The sequence below is a fragment of the Flavobacterium cheonanense genome (genome assembly GCF_039539185.1).
Classification (GTDB): domain Bacteria; phylum Bacteroidota; class Bacteroidia; order Flavobacteriales; family Flavobacteriaceae; genus Flavobacterium; species Flavobacterium cheonanense.
In genome coordinates, this window is sequence record NZ_BAABCT010000003.1 from 168,745 (window position 1) to 192,383 (window position 23,639).

The 23,639-nt window shown below is 31.4% G+C and carries 13 protein-coding genes; 1 reads left to right on the forward strand and 12 read right to left on the reverse strand.

Going from position 1 to position 23,639, the window contains the following annotated elements:
• The first annotated feature begins 62 nt into the window (after nt 1-62).
• A complete protein-coding gene (locus ABD766_RS07695; RefSeq protein ID WP_344816129.1) occupies nt 63-731 on the forward strand; it encodes an endonuclease III domain-containing protein in 669 nt (222 codons plus the stop codon).
• A gap of 210 nt (nt 732-941) precedes the next feature.
• Here the strand turns inward: ABD766_RS07695 and ABD766_RS07700 are convergent, their stop codons facing one another.
• From ABD766_RS07700 to ABD766_RS07755, 12 genes are all read right to left on the reverse strand, one after another.
• The gene (locus tag ABD766_RS07700) at nt 942-1,526 is read right to left on the reverse strand and encodes an RNA polymerase sigma factor (RefSeq protein ID WP_298302277.1); all 585 of its coding nucleotides are present in this window, start codon (nt 1,524-1,526) and stop codon (nt 942-944) included.
• A 264-nt stretch (nt 1,527-1,790) separates the two neighbouring features.
• Nucleotides 1,791-3,479 (reverse strand): family 16 glycosylhydrolase, encoded by a 1,689-nt coding sequence (locus tag ABD766_RS07705; protein WP_344816130.1) that lies wholly within the window; start codon nt 3,477-3,479, stop codon nt 1,791-1,793.
• Between the two features lie 11 nt (nt 3,480-3,490).
• On the reverse strand, nt 3,491-4,423 hold the full coding sequence (locus ABD766_RS07710; RefSeq protein ID WP_344816131.1) for a glycoside hydrolase family 17 protein: 933 nt from the start codon (nt 4,421-4,423) through the stop codon (nt 3,491-3,493).
• 12 nt (nt 4,424-4,435) lie between these two features.
• Complete coding sequence (locus ABD766_RS07715; RefSeq protein ID WP_344816132.1) at nt 4,436-6,781, reverse strand: MFS transporter; 2,346 nt, start codon at nt 6,779-6,781, stop codon at nt 4,436-4,438.
• 22 nt (nt 6,782-6,803) lie between these two features.
• Nucleotides 6,804-8,261, reverse strand: a complete 1,458-nt coding sequence (locus ABD766_RS07720) for a glycoside hydrolase family 30 protein (RefSeq protein ID WP_344816244.1) — start codon at nt 8,259-8,261, stop codon at nt 6,804-6,806.
• Nucleotides 8,262-8,322: 61 nt separating this feature from the next.
• On the reverse strand, nt 8,323-9,522 hold the full coding sequence (locus ABD766_RS07725; RefSeq protein ID WP_344816133.1) for a glycosyl hydrolase family 17 protein: 1,200 nt from the start codon (nt 9,520-9,522) through the stop codon (nt 8,323-8,325).
• Between the two features lie 50 nt (nt 9,523-9,572).
• A complete protein-coding gene (locus tag ABD766_RS07730) occupies nt 9,573-13,046 on the reverse strand; it encodes a hypothetical protein (protein WP_425556573.1) in 3,474 nt (1,157 codons plus the stop codon).
• Nucleotides 13,047-13,135: 89 nt separating this feature from the next.
• A complete protein-coding gene (locus ABD766_RS07735; protein ID WP_298302295.1) occupies nt 13,136-13,948 on the reverse strand; it encodes a glycoside hydrolase family 16 protein in 813 nt (270 codons plus the stop codon).
• Between the two features lie 11 nt (nt 13,949-13,959).
• The gene (locus tag ABD766_RS07740; RefSeq protein ID WP_344816134.1) at nt 13,960-15,384 is read right to left on the reverse strand and encodes an Ig-like domain-containing protein; all 1,425 of its coding nucleotides are present in this window, start codon (nt 15,382-15,384) and stop codon (nt 13,960-13,962) included.
• Between the two features lie 18 nt (nt 15,385-15,402).
• Nucleotides 15,403-18,525 (reverse strand): glycoside hydrolase 5 family protein, encoded by a 3,123-nt coding sequence (locus ABD766_RS07745; protein WP_344816135.1) that lies wholly within the window; start codon nt 18,523-18,525, stop codon nt 15,403-15,405.
• Nucleotides 18,526-18,793: 268 nt separating this feature from the next.
• The gene (locus ABD766_RS07750; protein WP_344816136.1) at nt 18,794-21,481 is read right to left on the reverse strand and encodes a helix-turn-helix and ligand-binding sensor domain-containing protein; all 2,688 of its coding nucleotides are present in this window, start codon (nt 21,479-21,481) and stop codon (nt 18,794-18,796) included.
• Between the two features lie 214 nt (nt 21,482-21,695).
• Entirely contained in the window at nt 21,696-23,444 is a 1,749-nt protein-coding gene (locus ABD766_RS07755; protein ID WP_344816137.1) for a T9SS type A sorting domain-containing protein, read from the reverse strand.
• Nucleotides 23,445-23,639: the final 195 nt, after the last annotated feature.

The following is a 23,639-nucleotide window of genomic DNA, read 5'->3' on the forward strand; positions in this document are numbered from 1 at the left end:
AAATAGTTTAACGTTTAATTTTGTTTAAAGTTGCTATATTTACAAATCAAATTTAGTTAAAAATGACCAAGAAAGAGCGTGCAACGTTTGTTATAAATACGTTAAAAGAACTTTATCCAACCATTCCGATTCCTTTAGACCATAAAGATCCTTATACTTTGTTGGTTGCTGTGCTGCTTTCTGCACAATGTACTGATGTTCGTGTGAATCAAATTACGCCATTGTTATTTGCGAAAGCAGACAATCCCTACGATATGATAAAAATGAGTGTGGAAGAAATTAAGGAAATTATTCGTCCATGTGGCTTATCTCCAATGAAATCAAAAGGAATTCATGGTTTGTCGCACATATTAATCGACAAATATAATGGAGAAGTTCCACAGAGTTTTGAGGCATTAGAAGAACTTCCTGCAGTTGGACACAAAACAGCTAGCGTTGTTATGAGTCAGGCGTTTGGTGTTCCTGCATTTCCTGTGGATACTCATATTCATAGGTTAATGTATCGATGGAATTTAACTTCGGGAAAAAATGTGATTCAAACTGAAAAAGATGCCAAAGCCATTTTTCCTAAAGATTTATGGAATGATTTACACTTACAAATCATTTGGTACGGAAGAGAATATTCTCCAGCGCGAGGTTGGGATATTGAAAAAGATATTATTACTAAAACTATTGGAAGAAAAGAAGTTCTAAAAGAATTTGATAAAAAAATATCGCGTCCAGTTAAATAAAACTAGACGCGATATGTTAATTAGCAAGGAGTTCGAAGTTCATATTACCTACTTTGACCATTTTCAAAGCTTTCGAATAATTAAGTATGAAATTAATTGTTTCTTTTTTTGGTAACATTTTTGTGTTTGCTAATGCTTTTTTAGAGTAAAGTTTTGCCATAGAGTGATTTAAATTATACTACTATAACGTTATAACTTTACATATATTGTTTAATTGGTCAAAATAATTTGATTTTTTTCAATTAATTTTCTCAAGTTCATTAGTGCATATCTCATTCTCCCTAAAGCAGTATTGATGCTAACACCTGTTAATTCAGCAATTTCGTTAAAACTTAAGTCTTGATAGATTCGCATAGTCAATACTTCTCTCTGATCATCAGGAAGTTGTTTTATTATTTTTTGCAAATCTTTTTCAATAACTTCTGTAATAATTCTGCCTTCAGCATTCATTGAAGTATCCGTTAAAACAGAAAAAATTGAAAACTCTTCGGTTTCGCGAAGCATTGGCATTTTTTTATTTTTTCTATAATGATCAACGATTAGATTGTGCGCAATACGCATTACCCAAGGTAAAAATTTACCTTCTTCGTTGTACGAATTAGATTTTAAAGTCTTGATTACTTTGATAAAAGTGTCTTGAAATACGTCGTCAGCTACATCACGGTCGGCCATTTTGGAATAAATAAATCCATAAATTTTAGACTGATGTCTGTTGATTAATACAGCCAAAGCGTTCTCGTCGCCGGCTATATAATTCTTTACCAATAAAGCGTCTGGGATTTGAATAGTAGCCATAAAATTACCTTTTAGTTTTGGGTTAAAAAATCGTAATGTTTTTTCTAAAAGTAATTTTTTGCGATAGGCGACTGTTAAAATTTGATTAAATTATAGTCAAATGTAACATAAACTTTTCTTAATATGCAAATAAAATTTAAAATTTTAACATTTCAAATGCAATAAAATTGAAAAAGTAGCATAAAAACGACAAAAAGACCTTACAAAATGGGATTATCTTGTAAGGCCTTTAAAAGTTATAAAAGTATCAAATTGAAATTTAATTTATTTCACAATCATTTTTTTAACGCTCTTTTTATTGTCTGAATAAACTGCGATTAAATATATTCCTTGTGAAAGATTTTTTATATCAACTTTATTAGTATCCTCTTTTGTTTCTAAAACTAAAGTTCCAACCATATTATAAATTTCTACTTTATCAATTTTAGATTCAGAATTTATGCTGACAAATTCTTTAACAGGATTTAAGAAAGAAAAATCAACAGTATCTTGAATTGAGGCTACTTCTAAAGCGCAATTACTTCCAACCACATAATTATAGTATGTTGTGACTGAAAAACCATTTGCGTATGCAAACTTAACTGCATAAGTAATCGTTGAACCTATTGTTTGGTTTGTAATTGTTTTAGTAAAAATATTTCCTGAGACATTTGTCATTTGAGTTTCAGTAAACGGACTTTGTTTCCAAAGAAAAGCCACTACTCCTACTTTGTCTGTGTCTAACATTTCAAAAGTTATTTTTACATCTGTTCCTAAAGTTTCAAAAGCATAATTATATCCAGTTGAAAAAGAATTTGCTTGAGCCGCTGTACTCGTTCCAGAGCAACCAATAACTCCTGTAGTTGTTGCGTTTAAAACTATCGGATTTGAAACATAGTTGTTTCCTGCCAAATCGCTCGCAGTTATTGAAAAACTATAATTTGTATTAGGAGACAAATTAGGCACAATTACCGATTTTTGAACTCCAGATGGATTGGCTGTATTGATAGTTCCACCACTATAATTAATACTATAAGAAACATTTCCTGAATTGTCATTTGCATTCAACAGTAATTGAATCGTTGAACTTGTAACAGTTCCAACTGTAGCTGTAAAATTAGTTGGTGGTTGTGTATCTCCAGCAATATTTTGATATACTCTTACATAATCAATTTCCATAGTTGCTTGGTTAAAATTTGAAGGAATTGTTCCAGCAACTCCGCCCATTGCAATGTTAAGTAATAGATATTGTTCTGCATTAAAAGGCCAATTACTTGGGGTTTTCACAGCAGGATTGTAGGAATAAAAAGCTACACCGTCTAACAAAAATGTTATTTGAAAAGGTGACCAATTCATAGAATAGACATGAAAACTATTTCCTAAATTGGAAGCTATTGTTCCTCCATGATTTACAGTATTTCCGAAAGATGAAGGTGTGTGAAGCGCACTTTGTATGTACCCTGCTGGTTGAGACGGTGTGATTCCGTGTTCCATAATATCAATTTCACCACAAGCAGGCCAATTGGTTGTTCCGAACTGAGAGTCAAAAAAACCGCCATCTTCATTTATATTTTTTCCAAGTAACCATAACGCTGGCCATGTGCCTTGATTAGTAGGTATTTTGGCACGAATATCAACTCTACCATAAAGAAAGGCGAATTTAGAATTCAATCTTGCTGATGTATATTGTTTGGTTACACCTTGGTTAGTATAAGGTTCCTTTTTGGCAACAATATTTAGGAAACCTGCATTTACAGATGAATTAGTAAGTTGATCAGTGTAATGCTGCACTTCTCCATTATACCAACTTCCACCTGCTGGCAATTGCGTTTGATGATGCCATTTAGCTGAGTTTACAGCGCCATTAGTATCAAACTCATCAGACCATACTAGATTAGTGTAAACTACATCTACTTGAGAATAACTTGATGTAAAAAAAATTAATAGTAAAAGTATTTGTAATTTATTTCTCATATACATTTTTATTAAAATTTAAGTTTTTCGTTTTTATCCCATAATCCCCAATAAGCTCCAACTGCACCTTCTGGTCCTACTTTCCATGATTCATCAAACGAAGAAAAATAGAAAATTTCAATATCATTAAATTTCGACCAATTCTGACTTTCTATAAAATATTTCATAGCATTTTCATTGGTTGCTACTGCACCTTTTAATGAACCGCCTTCGCTTGGCCAACCAGTTTCTGTTATAATAACACGTTTTCCTTGACCTGCATCTTTTGCAGAATTAAACATACTTTGCATATGAGGTAAAGAATATTCTATAGGACAACCTTCCCAATAAGGATAACAATTTGTCAAAATCACATCACAAACCTCAGTAATTCTTGGACGATGAGAAAACTCGTAATAAGCATCTACATAACCTACTGAAATATTAGGCAAAGCTTCTTTAACTCGTTTAATGTATTCTAACAATTGATCTTCTGTCAAATCACCTCTGTACATCACTTCGTTCCCAACTGCTGCAATATCTACAGAACCTTCTTTAGCTAAAGCAATCAAACTCTCAATTTCTTTTTCATTCAGTTCTAAATCATCTCCAAGCCAAGCACCAACTAAAGTTTGCATTCCGTTTTCTTTGGCAATTCTTGGTATATGTTCGTTGCCTTCGATACATGAAAAAGAACGAACCCATTTAGAATAAGGCTTTAAAATTTGAATACGACGATTGACTTGTTCCGCAGTAATAATATCGCCAGGTTTTTGTCCGTCTTCATACATACTGAAGCAAATTCCATGCATACCGTTTTCTAAAGTTTCTCTCCAAAGTTCAGCTAACTTCTTTGATGAAATTTCAGAAAAATCAAAACTTTGATAATCGCTTTTGTTTGTATTATTCTTGCTGTTATTATAATTATTTTCTAATGAAAAATAGTGACCTTCTCTAAATGACATGATTCGTAATTTTTAAAATTTAAACTTCTCATTCTTATCCCAAATTCCCCACGCTGTTCCAACGGTTCCCTCTTGCAAGGCTTTCCAAGATTCGTCAAATGAAGAGAAATGGAATAGCTCAATGTTATTGTTTTTTGCCCATTTTTGAGAAGAAACAAAATATTTCATAGCATTAATTTCTGATGGAATTGCTTCCTCAACCGTTTCTCCTTTACTTGGCCAACCAGTTTCTGAAATTATGATTTTCTTTCCTTGAGCTACGTTTTTAGTCACTTCCATCATATTTTGTAAATAAGAAGTTGTAAAATCTACATTTGCTCCTTCCCAAAATGGATAGAAATTTACAAGAAGTAAATCGCAACTCGAAATCAAATTTGGTTTATCTAAAAACTGATAATAAGCATCAACATAACTAACAGATATATTTGGAACAGCTTCTTTGACTCTTTTTATGTAACCAATAAGTTCTTGTTCAGAAATTTCATTACGATGCAATACTTCATTTCCTACAGCAGCTATATCTACCAAACCTGATTTAGCTAGTTTGATTAATGCTTCAATTTCTTTTTCATTTCTTGCTTTGTCATTACTAATCCAAGCTCCAACAACAGTTTTAAGTCCTTTTTGATGAGCAATTTCTGGAATTAACTCGTTGCCTTCTGTGCATGAAAAAGTACGTATCCAATTGGTGTGAGGAGCAATAATGTCTAATCTTCTTCTAATTTGATCAGCAGAAAGAATATCACCAGCTTTTTGGTTTTCTACATATGGACTGAAACATAATCCGTGTAATCCATTATTTAGTATTTCAGAATAAAGAGCTTTTAATTCAGTCTCGCTTTTAGTATTTAATTCGTTATCAATTGAAGAATTAATCGAACCATTTTTTAATAATGAAACAAGTTTTCCTGAAAGATAGGCTGAAGATTGGGTTTTCGTTTTTCCTTTTCGTTTATCTAAAAGGTCTCTCACTTCTCTGGCTTTGGCTTCGTCAATATCATAATTTCTCATTACCCAAATTGCACTCAATGTACCAAGAATTGGAACTCCTACAAAGAATATTCGCAGCCAAAACATGGTTTCATCGGTTTGTGTAGCAGCATTGGACTGAAATGCAACTAAAGAAAGAATTAATCCACTTAACAATCCTGCAACAGCTGTTCCAAATTTTACCATCCACCAATAAATGGCACCTAAACTTCCTTCTCTTCTTTTTCCTGTGTTGAGTTCATCAATATCTATAACATCCGAAGTCATCGACATCATTAAGGTAAACAAGCTTCCAATTCCGAAGGAGAAAAATGGCAATGCAAACAAAAACAGATATGGTTTTCCTGGAACAAATAATACAAAAAGCAAAATGTAACCGATTACTGAAATCCCTTGAGATAATAAGAATGCTTTCTTTTTTCCCATTGTTTTAGACATTCTTGCAACGATAGGAATAACCACAACGGTAGTGATAATTGCTCCTACACATCCAAATAAAGTAGGCCATAATCCGAAACCATCTTCATTTCCTTTAAACAAATAATACTTGATGATAAAATACGAAAATGCTGCTGTAGTTTGAAAAGCATTAAAAATTAAAAAAGTAGCAATACAAATTTTTCTGAATGGTTTAATTTCGATCGAAGCTTTCAAACCTTCTTTGATTTCGCCAAAACTTCCGAGGATTCCTTTTAAATCAATTGGACTGTAATCTTCGTTGAGTGTAGATTTACTTGGAATAAAAAATGCTGGAATTGCTGCTAAAATGGCGCAACCTATTGCAACATATACAGCTAAGGTTCTTACAGCCACATCACCTGATGGAAACAATGATTTATCTGCCATTATAACCCAAAACCATGGTGCAACAACCCAAGCCAACTGACCTATAAGTTGCGAAGTAGCCATAATATTGGTTCGTTCGTGAAAATCATCACTCATTTCGTAACCCATTGCAACATAGGGAATACTGAATATGGTCAAACCTGAATAAAAAATCAATGAAATCAATAAAAAGTACCAAAAATTGTATGTTACACCGTTTTCAGCATACAATTGCCACATTAATGCAAATGAAATTCCTAGAATAATTGCTCCAGCTAATACATATTGTCTTCTTCTTCCCCATTTTGATTTGGTATTATCACTCACATAACCCATTATCAAATCAAACAAAGCATCATAAAACTTTGGAATAAAATACGTTAAGCCTAACAATAATCCACTAAACCCCAATTGTTCGACTAATACAACTGTAAAAATTCCTAAAGCAGCTGGAAACATTTGGTTAGCAAGCATACCCAATCCAAAGGCAATTTTTTGACCCATTGGAACTTTTCCTGATGAAGTTGAATTAGAATTTGACATATAGAGTTTTTTTAATTATTGGTTAGTTTGGTTTGATTATTATAGTTTGTAATGCTTTTGCATCAATTGAGATTAAAGCATTTTTATTATTTAATTTGATATCAATTGTTTGTTTAGATTCTGTTGGATTAAAAACGGCTATTGCAATAGAGCCATCTGGATTTTGGACAGCAGTTGAAACCAATTCTTTAGAATTTATTTCACATCCAATTTTCACAGCACCAGGTCGCATGAACTTACTGAAATGAGCCATCACATAATATAAAGGTGTAAGGTAGACTTCATCATTTTTATCATCAACAATTACTGGAGCTACGCACCAATTTTTGAACCAATTTGGTCCACCTTGTCTGTCAAGAACCATGTTCCAATCAATCCAGCCATCTACTCTATTATTTATACATCCTATTATATCATTTGCATAACGGTTTACTGGAGCGTATTTTGGATGCAAATATTTTTCTTTTTCACTTGCCCAATCCCAACCCCAATCGGTAGCTTCTTTTTTCCAATACCAAGCATCATCTTGCCAATGCGGAATTTCAGAATCTACACAACCTTCGGTTTCAATCAAGTATTTATTTGGTGCTTTTTGGTGAGCGTATTGTAAATCTTCTGGGAAAACTTCGTAGGTACTTTCATACCAATGAATTGCCATTCCGTCAAAATATTTAGAGGTGTTTTCATCTTTATACATTTCGTTTGCCCATTCTTTGATACCTGCACGATTTTGGTCATATCCAAATATTTTCACATTTCCCCAACCATCTTTTTCTAATTTTGGTCCCATGTGATTCATTACAAAATCGGTCATTTCTTTTGGAGAAAAAAGCGTACTTTCCCAATTGTTTCCGTTTCCGTGTGGTTCATTAATCACTGTTAAACCCCAAATATCTATGCCTTCTTTTTTGTAAGCGTTTAGATATTTTGAAAAATACAAAGCGAAAGCATCATTGAATTCTGGTAATAATTTTCCTCCAACATATTTTTTATTGTCTTTCATCCATGGTGGACACGACCAAGGTGAAGCAATGATTTTAAAACCTTCTTTAGAAATTGCTTTTGCTTCTAAAATCATCGGAATTAAATCGGATTTATCGTCTTCTATGGTAAAATGTTTCAAAGTCATGTCGTTTTCGACTTTGGCGTAAGTGTAATTGCTTAACGAAAAATCGCAAGACGCAATGTGTGTTCGAGTAAGCGAATAATTGGCTCCTGATTCACTGAAGTAAGCATCTAAAATTTTCTTACGATTTTCCTTACTCAATCGATTGAGTAAATAAGCCGAAGATTCGGTGAAAGAACCTCCGAAACCAGTAATAGTTTGAAATTTTTCCTCAGGGTTAATAGAAATAACAACTGGAGTTCCTTCGTTAGAAAATTGGTTAATTTTTGTCAATGAATTGCCACGTTCGGAAGTTTCATAAACTTGAACATTTAATTTATCTCCAACTTTACAACTATGCAATGAAAATGCCATAATACAAGCTATTATCAAAAATTTACTCTCTACTATTTTACCTTTGTTATTTACCATTCTTTTAATTCTTTAAAACAGAATTAGGTGTTTTAACATCCAACCACAAGGCTTTTTCATCGCCATTATAGGTTTTTGTTATTGGTTTCCCATCTCTAGTTAAACCTTTAAAAGTTCCACTATCTACATTTTTCCAAAGCACATATTTAGCTTGTGATTGTAAATTAATTAATCCAAAATGATTTTCCGAACCTAACGGATTAGCTGCGTCTTTCCAATTTTCATCAAAAGCTTCAAAATAAAAACACGAAATATTATTTTTGTTGCTCCATTCTCTCATTAAATCATAATACAAAGCTGATTTGTATTCATCTGTTGCCTTCGAACCGTCATTTCCATAATGCTCATTTGACTTTGTTGCCCAACCTGTTTCACCAATATGAACTGGTTTATTAACACCAATTGACTTCATATAATTAACAACACTGTCGTATTGATTAATGGCATAATTTCTAGCTCTTAACATAGCAGCATCTATTTTTTCTTTTTCAGATAACTGCAATTCATTCTCTTTAATTCCCCAAAAAACTGGGTGATAATGCGTGTCATGCATTGGATAAGTATGCATCGAAATATAATCTACTGCTTTTATCAATTGATTCAAATCCTCTACATGATAATCGGCAGTATGTCCACCCCAAGAAGCAAAATTATCTGAACTTGTTATCCAAACTTGTTTAGGTAATTTATTCTCTTTCTTTAAATTCTGTAAATGATTTACCCATTTCAAAATAATATTTGGCGTGACATAATAACTAGTTGCCCATTTCACCATCGCTTCATTTCCAACCGCAATAATTTTAATTATTTCTGGATATTTATTTGTTAATCTTACTGCTTCTTCAATTTCAATTGCATTTCTTTCACTTTCTTCATTATGAATTGGTTGTAAGTTTGTCCATGCATTTTTACAATCAATCCATGCGCCAAGCATTACATACATTTCAAAATTTTCATCGGCTTTTTTTAATTCTGTAATGGCTTTTAATAAATTTATTACTTCTTCATAATGCACATTATAAGTTCGTAAAACTTTTATATTCATAGCAGAAAGAATTTTTAAATCTTCTTTAATCTCTGTTATTGTTGGTTGAATTTCTCTTGTTTGAGTTCTATATCCACCATAACAAATGGCTTGGTATTCTGTATTTCCTAATAATTTTTCTGCCGTCATTTCTTTTGAAACTAAATTTCTTGTATTCATTGGTTTACATGATATAAACAATAGTAATATGATGTAAATCAGATTTTTCATTATCTTAAAATAGATGCGTATAAATAGACTTCAACCAATGTAATTTCATCAGTTCTATCGAATATTTTTTTGCTTTCTTCTTTGTTTAATTCTAATGTTTCAAAAGTTTTTGTTGCTCCATTTTTATAGTTCAAAACAATTTTACTTGTTGTATTAATTTTATAAATAACTGGCACTTGACATGTTGTAAATGCTAAAGAGTCTTTTTCAAGATTCATCACTTTTTGTGAACCATCAACCATCATGAAAGTTACTTCAGTATCTTTTGATAAAAACTCTTCTTTTTTGAGGAAGCTTGGTTGGAATTGTAATTTTCCGTCGTTCATTTTCACACCCAATTCTCCAATTCTAGTTAGAATATCTTCTTTCACTTGACCAGTCATTCCTGGTTGTTGTGCGCCTTTACCAAAAGGTGTGTGCGAATAAGGATCTGTTGGAAAAGCGCCATAAACTTCTGGTGATTTATGAATTCCAATTCCGGCTCCGATTTCATCAAAATTATTTACTAAAGCATCAATTACAGCTTCATCTTCTTTATTTTCGATAGCTTTATTAATAACTTCCATTACAGCCAAATACAATTTGGAAACCATATGCCAATAAATGGAACCTAAACCTTCATAGCCATAAAAAGTTCCTGAACGACCTGTAAAAGCTTTGTGATTGAATACGTCTTCAAATATTTGAAGTACAGCATCTGAATCTTTTGAAACCAATTCTTTATAATCATCATTGGAAGCCAATTGATCTAAAGCATTCTTTAAATCATTAGCATTATGAAAATTACCATTGAAATGATAGTTTCCTTTAATGTCTTTATTGATTAATTGGAAATTATTGTCGCTTAAAAGTTGTTTTAACAAAAGGGATTTTTCTACTTTCTCTCTTGGAATCGTATTCTTTTCTAAAAACTTAGGAAGTTCTTTATTTGGATATAAAATATAGCTGTTTTGATCTTTTCTGTACAAAGCACTTTTTCTTAAAGCATTCAATACTTCTAAAGATTGTTTTCCTGATAAAAATCCTGAACTTAAAATAGCTACTTGACCTTCAAGCATTTCTGGTAAAAAGGAAATCGAAACGCCATTATTTTCAATAGACATTAAATTATATGCATGATACAATTTATCTTCTCTTTGATTGGCTTTTATAGAGTGTTCGATGAAATCAATGCTAACTTGAGCAAAATTCTTCAATCCTTGCATAGAATGCGTTCTCTTTTTACCCCAAAAACCGCTGTTATAAACTTGAAAACGATATTCGGAAGCGACTTGACCTAAAGCATTAAGTATCTTTTGTCTTTCTTCATTAGAGATTGAACCTGATAACAAATGTTGATTATCTAATAAAATTTGTCTGATAGCATGATAAAATTCTACCATTTCATTAGATATTTTGATGGTTTCTTGATTAGAATTATCTAATAATTGTTGGAAAAACTTCAAAAATCTTCTCAAATAATAAAGCGTAACCATTGAAACACCATTACCTACCAAAGCATTATTAGCGTCATTCCATTCTGGACGTTGGGTATTCATCCAAATACCTGCTTCTGGAATAAAATTGGACATTTTTGCCAAAACAGTTGCTAATATTTTCTCGATTAGATTTACGTGATAAATTTCATCGGTATTATCTCTTAGTAAAGCACCATCTGCACCATTTTCAATTCTACGTTTTTGAATTTTAGCATCCCATTCATGGTCAAACTCGATTGTATCTTTTGGATTTTTTAATATATCTTGATACGGTTTAATAATATAAGGAACCGCAGCATAAACAAAACACTCTTTATCAAAATAAGCATTAAGTTTTCCTGGTTGGTACTTTTCTATAAACTCTAAAAACTTTAATAAATAGATAATTTGATGATCACCCCAATAACCAATGTATGACCATGGATTATCTGGTTCGATAGTTTCCCAATCAAAGCCACTTTTTGTTACTCTATAAGGATTGTATCCATCAAAAGTTGAGGCGTTCAAAAACTTGTGAATCATTCCGTCGATAAACTCAGGATAAGCGTTGGCTAAGGATTCCCAATTTTGAAAAATATCGCGCCAGTTTCCTTCGTAATCTAATATTTTGGAACCATCTATTTCACTTCTAGTGTTAATAGAAAATTTATTCCATGGACGACTTGGATCACCGTGTCTTCTACTAAATTTAAGAGGAAGATATTCGGTACAAAGACGAATTAAATCGGCATTTTGAGAATTTGAAATTAATTCTTGAAGATGTGAATAGTCAAAAGTTTCAGGTAAATCATTTAGAAATTTACTTTCTACTTTAAATAAAACTTTGTTTGCTTTAGAAATATAATTTACAAAATCATTTTTCTCAATCGTGTAGTTATTGTCAAAAATTCCACCACGCATAATGTTGAATAAAACATTTGAAAAATGACGAGTATCCTTACGTTTATCTGCTGTGAATTGCAATCCGTCGGCAGTTGCATTTAGAGCGATAAGATTTTGAGTACCTAAATCAATATCCTGAATTATTTGATTTTCTAAAGTTTTATTATTGCAAATAGCATCTGCTAATTCAATAACTTGCGCTTGATTTTGATTTACATTAGCAATAATCTTCCAAGATTTAGAAGAATTCTTTGTCAAAAACAAATCAGTTGAAATAAAATAAGCACCTTTTTCGCCTTTTATATCTGTTTCTTGATGCACTTTTTGAAATTTTCTAAAGGCATTAAGCTGTAAGGATGAAAGCAAATAAGTTGGGTTATCCAAACCTAAAGACCAAGCAATATTAGCTTTTAGCGCTTCACTTGGTTCGGCTTTATCAACAATAATAGCACTAAGAGCAAAAATTCCTAAACCACTTTCTGAATGAAGTTCGTTTCTTTTGTAAGCATCAACTAGATTACTTGTTGTGGCTTGCAAATCACTATTAACTCCTTGAGGTAAAACATTTTGGATTCCATCAAGAAGTGTTATTTTATAATCATTTTCAGAGTTATTAATTACTTCTGACTTTTTTACGAAACCGAATAAATTGCTAGAATTCCATTGGTATCTGAACGTAAGTTGAAAATCATTATGAATTTCTTCGAATATGATTTTATTACCAAACTCGTTTTTGTATAAATTTCGAGTTATAGAATACTTATCATTAAATCGTTCTGAATAAGGTTCCCAAATATATTTTTCATCATTATGTGTAATTTGAAAAATAGTTTTACTTCCAGTAATATCGGCAAATTCAGTTATTTTATCATCTGTATAATAAGGAAAAAGGGCAAATTCAGCATTTTTTCTTCCAGCTGTTAATCCGCCATTACTAGAAATAAACATCCAATGATTAGAATCGCTAACGATGCTCATAAAGAATGGTCGCATTGCATCGTTATTGGAAATTTTATAGAAAACTTCTCCTTCTATTGAAATAATATTCATTTCAACAGATTTTGCAGTTAAATTATTGTTTGCTTTTTCAATACTATTTTGGGATAGGCTCATAAAGACTCTTTAATTGAAATTTAAAAAAATTAAATAATCTAATAGACTAAACTTAAAAAGTCTATTAGATTATTATTTGAAAAAAAAACTTATTGATAAACTCTTATATAATCGACTAACATTTCTTGTGGGAATGGAGTTTCACTATTAGGTGCTCCCGGATAGTTTCCACCAACTGCCATATTAAGTATTATGTAAAACGGTTGGTTAAAAACCCAATCACCAGTGACATCAAATGGAGTTATTTGATTGTATAGAGCATCATCTACATAAAAATTAATGTAATTTTCTCCCCATTCAATTCCAAAAACGTGGAAATCTGTATCAAATCTGCTGTTTGGTAATGTAAATGTTTTAGTTATTGCGTTTCCAGCTGAATATCCTGGACCATGAACAGTTCCAAAAACTTTAGTAGGACTATTACCAAGGTATTCCATAATATCGATTTCTCCACATTGTGGCCATATAGCAGTATCGGAATTGCTTCCAAGCATCCAAAATGCTGGCCATAGACCTTTTCCTCTAGGCAATTTTATTCTAGCTTCTAATCTACCATACTTGGTTTCAAATTTGCCTTTTGATAAAATTCGAGCAGAAGTAAAAGCTTCTCCCATATACTGTTCTCTGCGTGCAGTAATTTTAAGCAAACCGTTTTCAACTTTAATATTTACAGGCCTATCTGTGTAATATTGAAGTTCGTTATTACCCCAACCATTTGTACCGGTTCCAATATTGTAAGACCATAAATTGGAATCTGGAGCTCCGTTAACACTAAATTCATCACTCATTACTAATTGATTTTTAGTAACAACTGTTTGCTTTTCATCTGTAGAACAGCTATTAAACAATAAAACTATCGATAATGAAAGAATTAAACTATTCTTATTTTTAATTGAAATCATTTTTATTTTTTTTAGTTATGGAAATATATATTATCGACATATAATATTGAATTATCACCTCCTTCAAGAATAATTTGAGCTAGATTGTTTCTATTCAAAAGACCTGGCATTGCAGAAAATGGAATTTCAATTGAAATCCAATTTTGAGAGACAACTGGAGTTGGAGTAGTTGCGGTAAATGTTGTAGAGTGTCTTGTATCATTACCTCCACCGAAAACTCCATCAGCACCAAAATCTACAACAATAACACGTAATTGTCTTCCTGGAGTGATTGGACCAGGAATAAATGCGTCTAAATGAATATGAGTCATTGAGGTAGCGTTGACAGTTGGACTACTGAACTCAATACCAACAAAGTTAAAATTTGTATAATTCAATACATTGTCACCTAAAACAGAAAAATCATTTGAAACTGTTGTTTGCCATGGTTGCCAATATCCATTATAATAATTTACAGGTACATTAGTGTAGGCATCTGAAAATATAGAAATTACATTTGATGGGTTTAAAGTTGGTGTTGGAGCATTAACATAGGTACCAGTACAATTTATTATCAAGCTTCCTGTTGTAGGTTGACCATTGAAAGTAGCTGTTATTGTTGCTGTTCCAGCAGCAATTGGGGTTACTACGCCAGCATCATTTACCGTTGCAACAGATGGGTTTGAAGAAACAAAATTTAAATATGCTGGAGCTATTGATACCGATTGATTTATCCCATTTGGCATATTAAACGTAGAGATAACACCAGTAACTGTAGAAGTTACACCTACAAAAGTTGATCTTGTAACGTTAGTACCATTCATAATTGAAGCACTTAATGGCAGAATTGTACCTAGTTTTTCGAACTTTAAATCATCAATCCAAAAAGTATATCCTAGACTGTTTGTACCTTGACTACCAGCAGCATATCTAAACATTCCTCTTTCTTTAACTAGTTTAGAAGCATCTGGAATAGGAATAATTACTTTTTGCCAGTTTGTACCGACACTAACATTAGTTATGGTTGTAATATATTTATTAGGAAAAAAATCTTCACCAAAACCAAATTCAGCAATATTGACTCCTTGACTAGCTTTAACATAAAAAGTCAAAGCGTCATAACCTGTTAAATCGCGACCTGCTCCTTCAGTTCTAAAGATTGCACCCGCATAAGAACCTTCAGGATCATTAGCATTAGGAACATCAAAACGCATAGACGCAGTACCTCTATAACTTACTTGACTGTCTACTGACCATGCAGTAGGCTTAGAACCACCGTAAGGAAAATAAAAGTCACTACCCATTGCAACTGGTGCATCAATAAACACCTCTGCAGTTCTGGGAAATGTTGCGTTTGTAGCTTCATCTGACAAATCTCTTTCGCAACTAATATTGATTAAAATAATCAATCCAAATAAAAGCGAATTTCTTAAATAATTAATTTTTCTATTTTTCATTTTTTCAATTTTTTTAAATTATTTACCAATATTTATATGAATGTATGTTCTGATTTCCCATTCAGATCCATTTCCAAATCCTACTGGAGTTAAAACAGGTACTGCTGGAAAAGTATTTGCTGGAACGAAAGTTGGAGAATACCTTGGAGAATATTGGTCTAATGAACGCCAAATACCCATAATACCTATTTTAGTATCTGGTAAAATAAACCAATTTGGTTTTCCAACAGAGGTTGAAATGTCAATAGAACTTTGTACAGGGTATGTTAAGTTAAAGTCACGGTGATAATCAAAAGGACCCCAGTCATTTATTTTTAAAGAAGAAACTACTTTTACTTTTTTATAAATCACTCTTAAATCACCACCCATTCTATTGATTGTTCTATCTGAATCACCATTTGCTTGACCATTACCAAAGTATAAGTTAGCTATCATCCCTAAATCTGGGCTGATTTTTGAAACTATTCTAGTATTTAATTCCCATAAATTTTGAGCTGGAGCTGAATTAGGGAAAGCAAAAGGAGTACGATTTGCTAAAAATCCGATAGCCGCATCCATTGTTGTAGGCAGTTTTCTATATACAAAACCTGTACTGAAAGCAAATTTTGCATCTTCAACCATATCATTATTCCACTCATACATCCAAGTTGCTGGAGTTGGGTCGAAAGTAAGTAATAGCTCTCCACCTAATGTTCTTCTATTACTTCTAACAAAAAACGGATCGTCTAATACATTTCTTAATCTTCCAGGAGCATCAACACCATTTGGCATAGCATCAACAATAGGTTGTTGCCACAACATATTTGGAGCAATTTGAAGTTTTGAGTTAATGTTGTAAGTAAATCCAGCAAGAAAGTTCATTTGGTTACCACTTCCTGAATCTTTTAGTCTCCATCCTGTAAATGTCTGAACATTGTCTGCTCCTCCATTAGCAACTAAACCTTGAATTGCACCTTGAGTGTAGACATTAAATCTACCCTTAGAAAATGTTAACTTTGCTTTTCCTCCCCAGTTATCTTTATTATTTATCTTATCTACTTTAACGATATTACCATCCATCATTTGAAACTCTCTACCATTTAAAGGTTGTCCTGCCCAAATACCACCAGCTTCAACACCAAGATCGCCTAGCTTTGTTTTGAAATGAATAGTTGCTCTTCTTGTTTTAGGAACTGGAAATGCAATTGAAGAAACGGCTTGAGAAATTTCTACTTGATTTATATCTTCGTGATATACTGCTGTAGCATCTACTTTACCTAATTTTGTTCCATACTTTACAAGATATGCTGGGTTTGCTCCCCACCATAATTGTGGTCCGAATGCAGCTTTAAAACCTTTTAAACTTCTTTTACCATCAACTTCAAACCCTAAAGTTTCTCCATTATAGATATCTAAATTAGGTCCATAGTTAGCTTCAGAATATAAAGCAAAGAAATCTCCTTCATAACCCCAATGGTAATGTCCTGTTCTATAAAAACCTCTAACTTCAAAATCCTTTGCACTCCAAGTGTAAGATGCATTATATACTTGAACCCTATTAAAATCACTTACAACTAGAGGACCATCGGGCGTGTTAAAAGTTTGAGCTCTACCTCTATTTTCATAAAAGATTTCGTTAATTGGATTTTCAGCAACTCTTCCTAAAATATTAAAATTTACATTTGCTTTCATGTTAGAAGATGGGTTACCCTCAACACCAACAAAATAGGACTGCATGTGATCAAAACCTAATCTATTAGGAAAATTAGTTGTAGCTGGATCATCACTCTTAGGTGTTGAAATTAAAGTACCACCAGTATTAAAGGTTGTAAATTCTGCTCTAAGATTACTAATTTTTAAAATTTGACTATCATTACTTCCTAAAGCTGCTTTATCTGCTCTAGCTCTTAGTGAAGCGTCCATAAGATTTGCTTCATCAAAGTGAGTGTTTATTTTGGCTTTATTTGCTGTTTCAGCAAACGGATTAAACTTATGAATATCTTTTAAAACGTAATAAGCAGATCTAGGATACAATTGATAAAACCCTTTTTCGTTTGTTGGTCCTTTGGCACAAATACCAAACCACTCTTCATTCATGTTGTTTTGTCCTTCAGTAAAATCTTTTTGATAACCACCATTAGACCATGAAGCATTACTATCATGTTGATCTAAATTTTTTGTTTGACCATATTTCCACCATCCATCACTAAACTGAAAAGTAAATCCACCAAGACAATTTCCGTTTTTACCCATCCCAGCTGCGTTTTCATAAATTTCTTTCCAATTTCCTTTTAAGTAAAAAGCTTGTGCATTTTGATCTTCTTGATTTGTTAGAACATTAAAAGCATCTGAACCAAATTCGGTAAATAGAACCGGTTTACCGTATTCCTTTTTTACTCTATCAAACAAATCACCGAAAGAAACTCCACGGTAAACATTTGTACCATATATATCAACATCCTTACATTCTTCTGCAACTATGTCTAAGAAAAGTAAATCTCCATTACATATTGCCATTGGGTGATTTGAATCTATTGCTTTCATTTTAACAACAGCTTCATTGAATAATTTGTACATTGAACGTGCACGAGCAGTAGACTTTCTATCTTTTACTGGAATATTTTCTGTTTCTGCTCCATCCCAAAACAAACCATAGTTATTTTCATTTCCTAATAGGAATAATAACAAACCTTTAGTATTTTTATATTCACTAGCCATTTCAGTTACTTCCTTAAGTAAAAGTTCACGAGTTTTAGCATCTGAATATTCTGTATTTGGTTTCCAAACACCATCAATTGTCAAACCATATCTACCAAAAGAGTGATTTAACATGGTATAAATTCCATAGTTTGTATGAATGTATTCAATCCATTTTTTTGGCATTCCCGAATAAACACGAATGGTATTTACTCCCATATTTTTTAGCAATCCCATTTCATCATCAAGAGCTTGTTGAATAAATGCATCAGGCTGTTTCCAAAGGCTGTATGTATAATTTGTTCCAATTGGAAAATAATCCCAGTTCATTCCGTTGACAATAAAATCTCTTCCATCTACTGTAAGTTTTTGATCGGAATTATTTTTTTGAATTGTTACTTTTTCTGTTTGTGAAAAAGAGTTGATAGAACTGCAAAAAATTAGTAGAAAAATAATTTTTTTCATTTGAAGTACTAGATTAGGTTAATAGTTAAATATAAATCTCTTGTTAAGTTTAATGATTTCATAAAAATACTAATGATTTATTATACAACTGGCAAAAACAACCACAACAAAAAACATACACTCAAAAAAAATAACTGTATAGTTATTGATTTATCATTGAAAACATTCGAAAAGATTAATATTATTAGAACATTATTGAAATAAAAAAATCCATATCAAACATTTTTGTTGAGGAAATGTATAGGTGTTTTGGTGGAAATTTTATTGATTATATTGATAGAATATATTCTACAAGTCCTTTTTCGTGTGGCAAATCCATTTTTTTACGCAAACGATATCGCTTTATCTCAATACTTCGCACAGAAATATTTAATAATGGAGCTATCTCTTTGGATGAAAGGTTTAACCTTAAGTAAGCACAAAGACGCAAATCGTTTGGAGTAAGTGAAGGATGCGCTTGCTTAATCTTCTTTAAAAAGTCTTTATCCGCTGTATCGAAAGCTTCTTTAAACACATTCCATGTATCTTCCTGAGATATATTTTTTGTAATGGTTGAAATTACAGATTTGATACTTCTATTATTACTCTCTTCTGAAGATTTCTTTAAATCTTCTTTAATTAATGATAATAATTCGTCTTTTTTGATTAAACTCATTGTCGAAACAGCTAATTCTTTGTTTTTGGCATCGAATTCCTGAGCTAACTGCTCGTTCTTAATTTTCATTAATTGCTGTTCGTTTTCCAATTCTTTTATTTCTAACAATAAATTATTTTCTTCAATTAGTTTTTCACGTTGCGTATTATAATAATTTTTATAAAGCTTATTAACGTAAATTAATGATGAAATTATTATTAAACCATAAATTAGAATAGCAAAATTAGTAGCGTACCATGGTTTTTTTATAGTAAATGAGTAAGTTGCCAAATTATCATTTGCAGCATTTGAAACCCTGGATCTAACTTTAAAAACATAATCACCAGGTGGAAGATTTTTAAAATTCACCATTGGCTTAGCACTCCATTCGCTCCATTCATCTTGAAATCCTTCTAAAAGATATTGGTATTCTGCATAAATGTATTTATTATATTCCGGCACTGTATAACTAAAAGTTACATTATTTTCGTCATAATCGAAGATTCCTTCTTCAGACAAAGCAAAACTTGTTTGTTTATCATTTAACTTATTGATACTTAAATCAGTAATTGATACATTGTGACTTTTAGTACTTAAATCATTAATATTGATTACATAATAACCATCAGTAGTACCTATTAGATATTGATAATTTGATAATTGCGAAATATTTTCATATCCTAACATTGAATTTGTTAGTGTAGAAGGAATTGAAATGACATTCTTTTTTAAACTAGTGTTTAACTTATTTAATGTAAAATAATTGATGTAATTTTTAGAAAAAAGCCATAATTTATTAGAATTATCTAAAATTAATTTCCCTGAATTATATTCATCATTATCAAAAACACTACTTAAAGAATTATCTTTTGCAAATAATTTAGTCTTTTCATTTAGCTTATAAATTCCATCTTTATAAGCATAGTATATTGAATTATTAAATTTGGCTAATCCTGCATTTTTTCCTTTTGGAGGATTGGTGTAAGTAAATAATTTAAAACATTTCTTGAAGCTATTATCAACTTGAAAACGAAAAACTCCCTTATATTCATGACTAACATAAACTTCGTTATGATTAGTAATTTCAAAATATTTAGATGAATAATTGAAACCTTCTATCTTATTCTTAAAAACCCATTGATTGTTTACTTTCTCTAAAACCGAGAGTCCATAATAATTTCCTTGGATTATCCTATTTTTATTACTTGGTACACTCTCAAATTTCCATGTACCGGATTGAGCAAAAATTGATTTTGAATTTTCATTTTCAATCACAAAAGTTCCAGAATCATGACCACAAAAAAGAGTGTTGTCATGAACAAAAAGAGACCATACTTGACCTTTAGTCCCTTTAATAAATCTGAATTGTTCCTCATTTAAATAATCTTTACAAAAAAGACCTTGATTGGTTCCGATATATAACTTTTGATTGTGTACTATAGAAGTATAAACTGTTCCTAAAATTCCAGTTTCATCTGTAAAACTCTTTATTGGTGACTGGAGATTAATACAATTGATTCCGTTATCTAAACCTATCCAAAGATTTTTTTCTGCATCTTCCATTAAAGACAAAACCGTGTTGTTACACAATCCTTTACTTTGAGTAATGTGGTATTTTACTTTTCCATCTTTAGTTACTATAAAAACTCCATTTGATATGGTACCTACTGCAAAACTTCCATCTGAAAGAATTTGACTGCTGTAAATACTACTTGCAGCAATTTCTGAATCTGCCTCGGCATTAAATTTTAATAAACTCCCATTTATTAATTTATAAAAACCATTAAATTGAGTATGAATTAGAAGTCCTTCATCTATAGAAAAAATATTAACAATTTTATTTCCTTTTAAAACTGAATTATTTGAAATCAACTTACTAGTTCCATTCTCAATTTCAAATAAAGAATAATCTGTGGTTTGATAATAAATTGAATTTGAGGTTTTGAATGATTTTAAAACCCCATTTTTGGGCATTACTATTTTAAAAGTATTTGCTTTTGTATCATAAATATAAATTCTGTTTAATGATTGAAAAACAACCCATTGATCGTAGCTAATTATATTCCAGAATTGCTCATCGTCAAGAACTTTTGATTTAATTTTATTACTTAATGAAGTATAATTTAAATGACCGTTACTTTTTCTAGTCCAAAAACCAAACTCCATGTAGCAACCAGTATATATTCTATTTCCGATAACTTTTACAGAACGAATAATTGTTTCGTTTGGTGATTTATACAAATTCCAAGTTGAGCCATTAAACTCAAGTAAACCTTCATTATTTGCAAAATAAACAAAGTGTTTACTATCTTGAGAAATCATCCAGTTTTGATTTCCAGCGTTATATACAGAAGAATTATATTTAATGATTGGTGGTAACTCCTGTGAAAAACAGAAGAAACTTAAAAACAATGTATAAATAAAAAAACAATTTCTCAAATTCATTAGATAAAAATTATATGTTGTTAAATATATAAATTTTTTTATAAAAAAAGCACGCCAATAGACGTGCTTTAAAACTGACTAATTATAAAACTTATTCTTTAATTATTTTAGAAGTAGTTACATTTCCATCAATATTTGTTTTTACCAAGTAAATAGAATTTTGGAAACCTGATAAATCGATAGTTGCTGATAAATCATTTGGATTAATAGATAACACTTCTTGACCTAACATATTAAAAACAGCTACGTTTTGTATAATTCCTTTTGCTTCAATAGTAAATGAATCTTTTGTAGGATTTGGATACATTTTAGAAGTAGATACTTCAAAATTTGCATTAGATAAAACCGTATTTTTATGAAGGTAAATGTTGTCAACATAAAGAATACCTAGATTAGATGTAATTAAAAATTGATAAATAGAACCTCTAGTTTGATCTCCACCAAAAGCTGTTAGAGGTACATCTATAGAAACCCAAGAACCAGTAGTTGTAGGAAGATGAGTTAATAACAATGCTGAAGTCTCACCAGCTTGAGCAGCATGATTTGACAATTTTGGATTAATTACTTTTCCAATTAAATCTGTTCCAGGGTTGATATAATAATCCATATGGAAATGAGTAAAATCAGTTGCATTTTGATATGCAGCTAATTGCACTCCTAAAAAGTTTCCAAAAGTGATTTTTTTAGTAGCATTTCCTGCAATAGAAAGGTCTGCAACATTTGAATCATCCCAAGAAGTTGACCATTCAGTAATTCCAATATTAGAATAAGCATCACTAAACAAAGAAATAACATCTGCTGCTGGTCTCGCTGGAGGAGTTGGCGCAGCTACTGTTGGATCCGATGGAGGTGGAGTTATTGCAGCTTCTTCAGCTCTAATATTGTCTACATAAAATACTAAGTTTGTAGGTGGAGTGATAAATCCTGTATTTGTAGCATTCCAGTTACCAAAGAAAATTATTTTTTCATATTCTCCATTTGCAGCACCAGTTCCGTCCATAGGAACAGCAAAGTTAAAAGTTAAAGTTTGCCATTGTCCTGGTGTTGTGTATGCTTGAGAAGTAGCAGATGCTGGAGCACCAACTTCAACTTTAGCTAACATATTAAAAGCTTGTGAAGCATAAACATCAACTTGCATAGTTTTGTTTGTTGTAAGTTTTGCTTTTTTCAGAGTTTGTTTAAATTCAATACCTTGCCATGGATTTCCTCCAACTACTTGAGTACCTTGTAAAACATTTCCGTTTGCAGCACCTGCTGCAGGATCTGTAGCAATTGCAGCAGAAGCACCTTCAAATCCAACAACATCAACATAACTAATTGGAGCTTCAAAATTTTGAATTAATGGCAATGTTGGTGGCGGTGTAGCAACAATCTCTAAAATAACATTATCGATATTAACAAAGCCAGTAGCTTGTCCCATATCAAAAATAATTCTACTTGTTGGGCTAGCAAAATTAGAAGTGAAATTTAAAATGAACGTTTGTTGAGTAGAAGTTAAATTTATATTCTGATTAACATTCGTCCATGGATCTTGGTTTAAACCAATACCTGCTGTTAAAACACGATTAGCAGTAGACCAAGCAGTGAAAGTAAGCCTGTAATTTACACCCGCAGTTGGAATGTTTAATACATAACTTAAGTTAGCATCCCATGGATTTCCAGCAGCTACTACGTTGTGTGAAAAATAACTGTTACCAGAAACAGTAACAATGTTTGGAGCTGTTGCTTGGTTACCAGACCATCCAGTAGTTCCACTTTCAAAATTACCATTAGTAATTAAATTTTGTGAAAAACCAAATGCGCATGTTACTAATGCAATAAGTAAAGTAATTTTTTTCATAATATGAATTTTAATTGATTTTTTTAATATTTCAAATATACCATTAATTATAAACGAACATTTTTTGTTTAACTATATAAAAACTATACAAAATAAAAAAACACTAAATCGTTTGAAATTAACAGCACATCCTTGATTTTGTAGTATTTAACAATCATAATCAAAATTTAAAAAATAATAACAATGTTGAGTTAA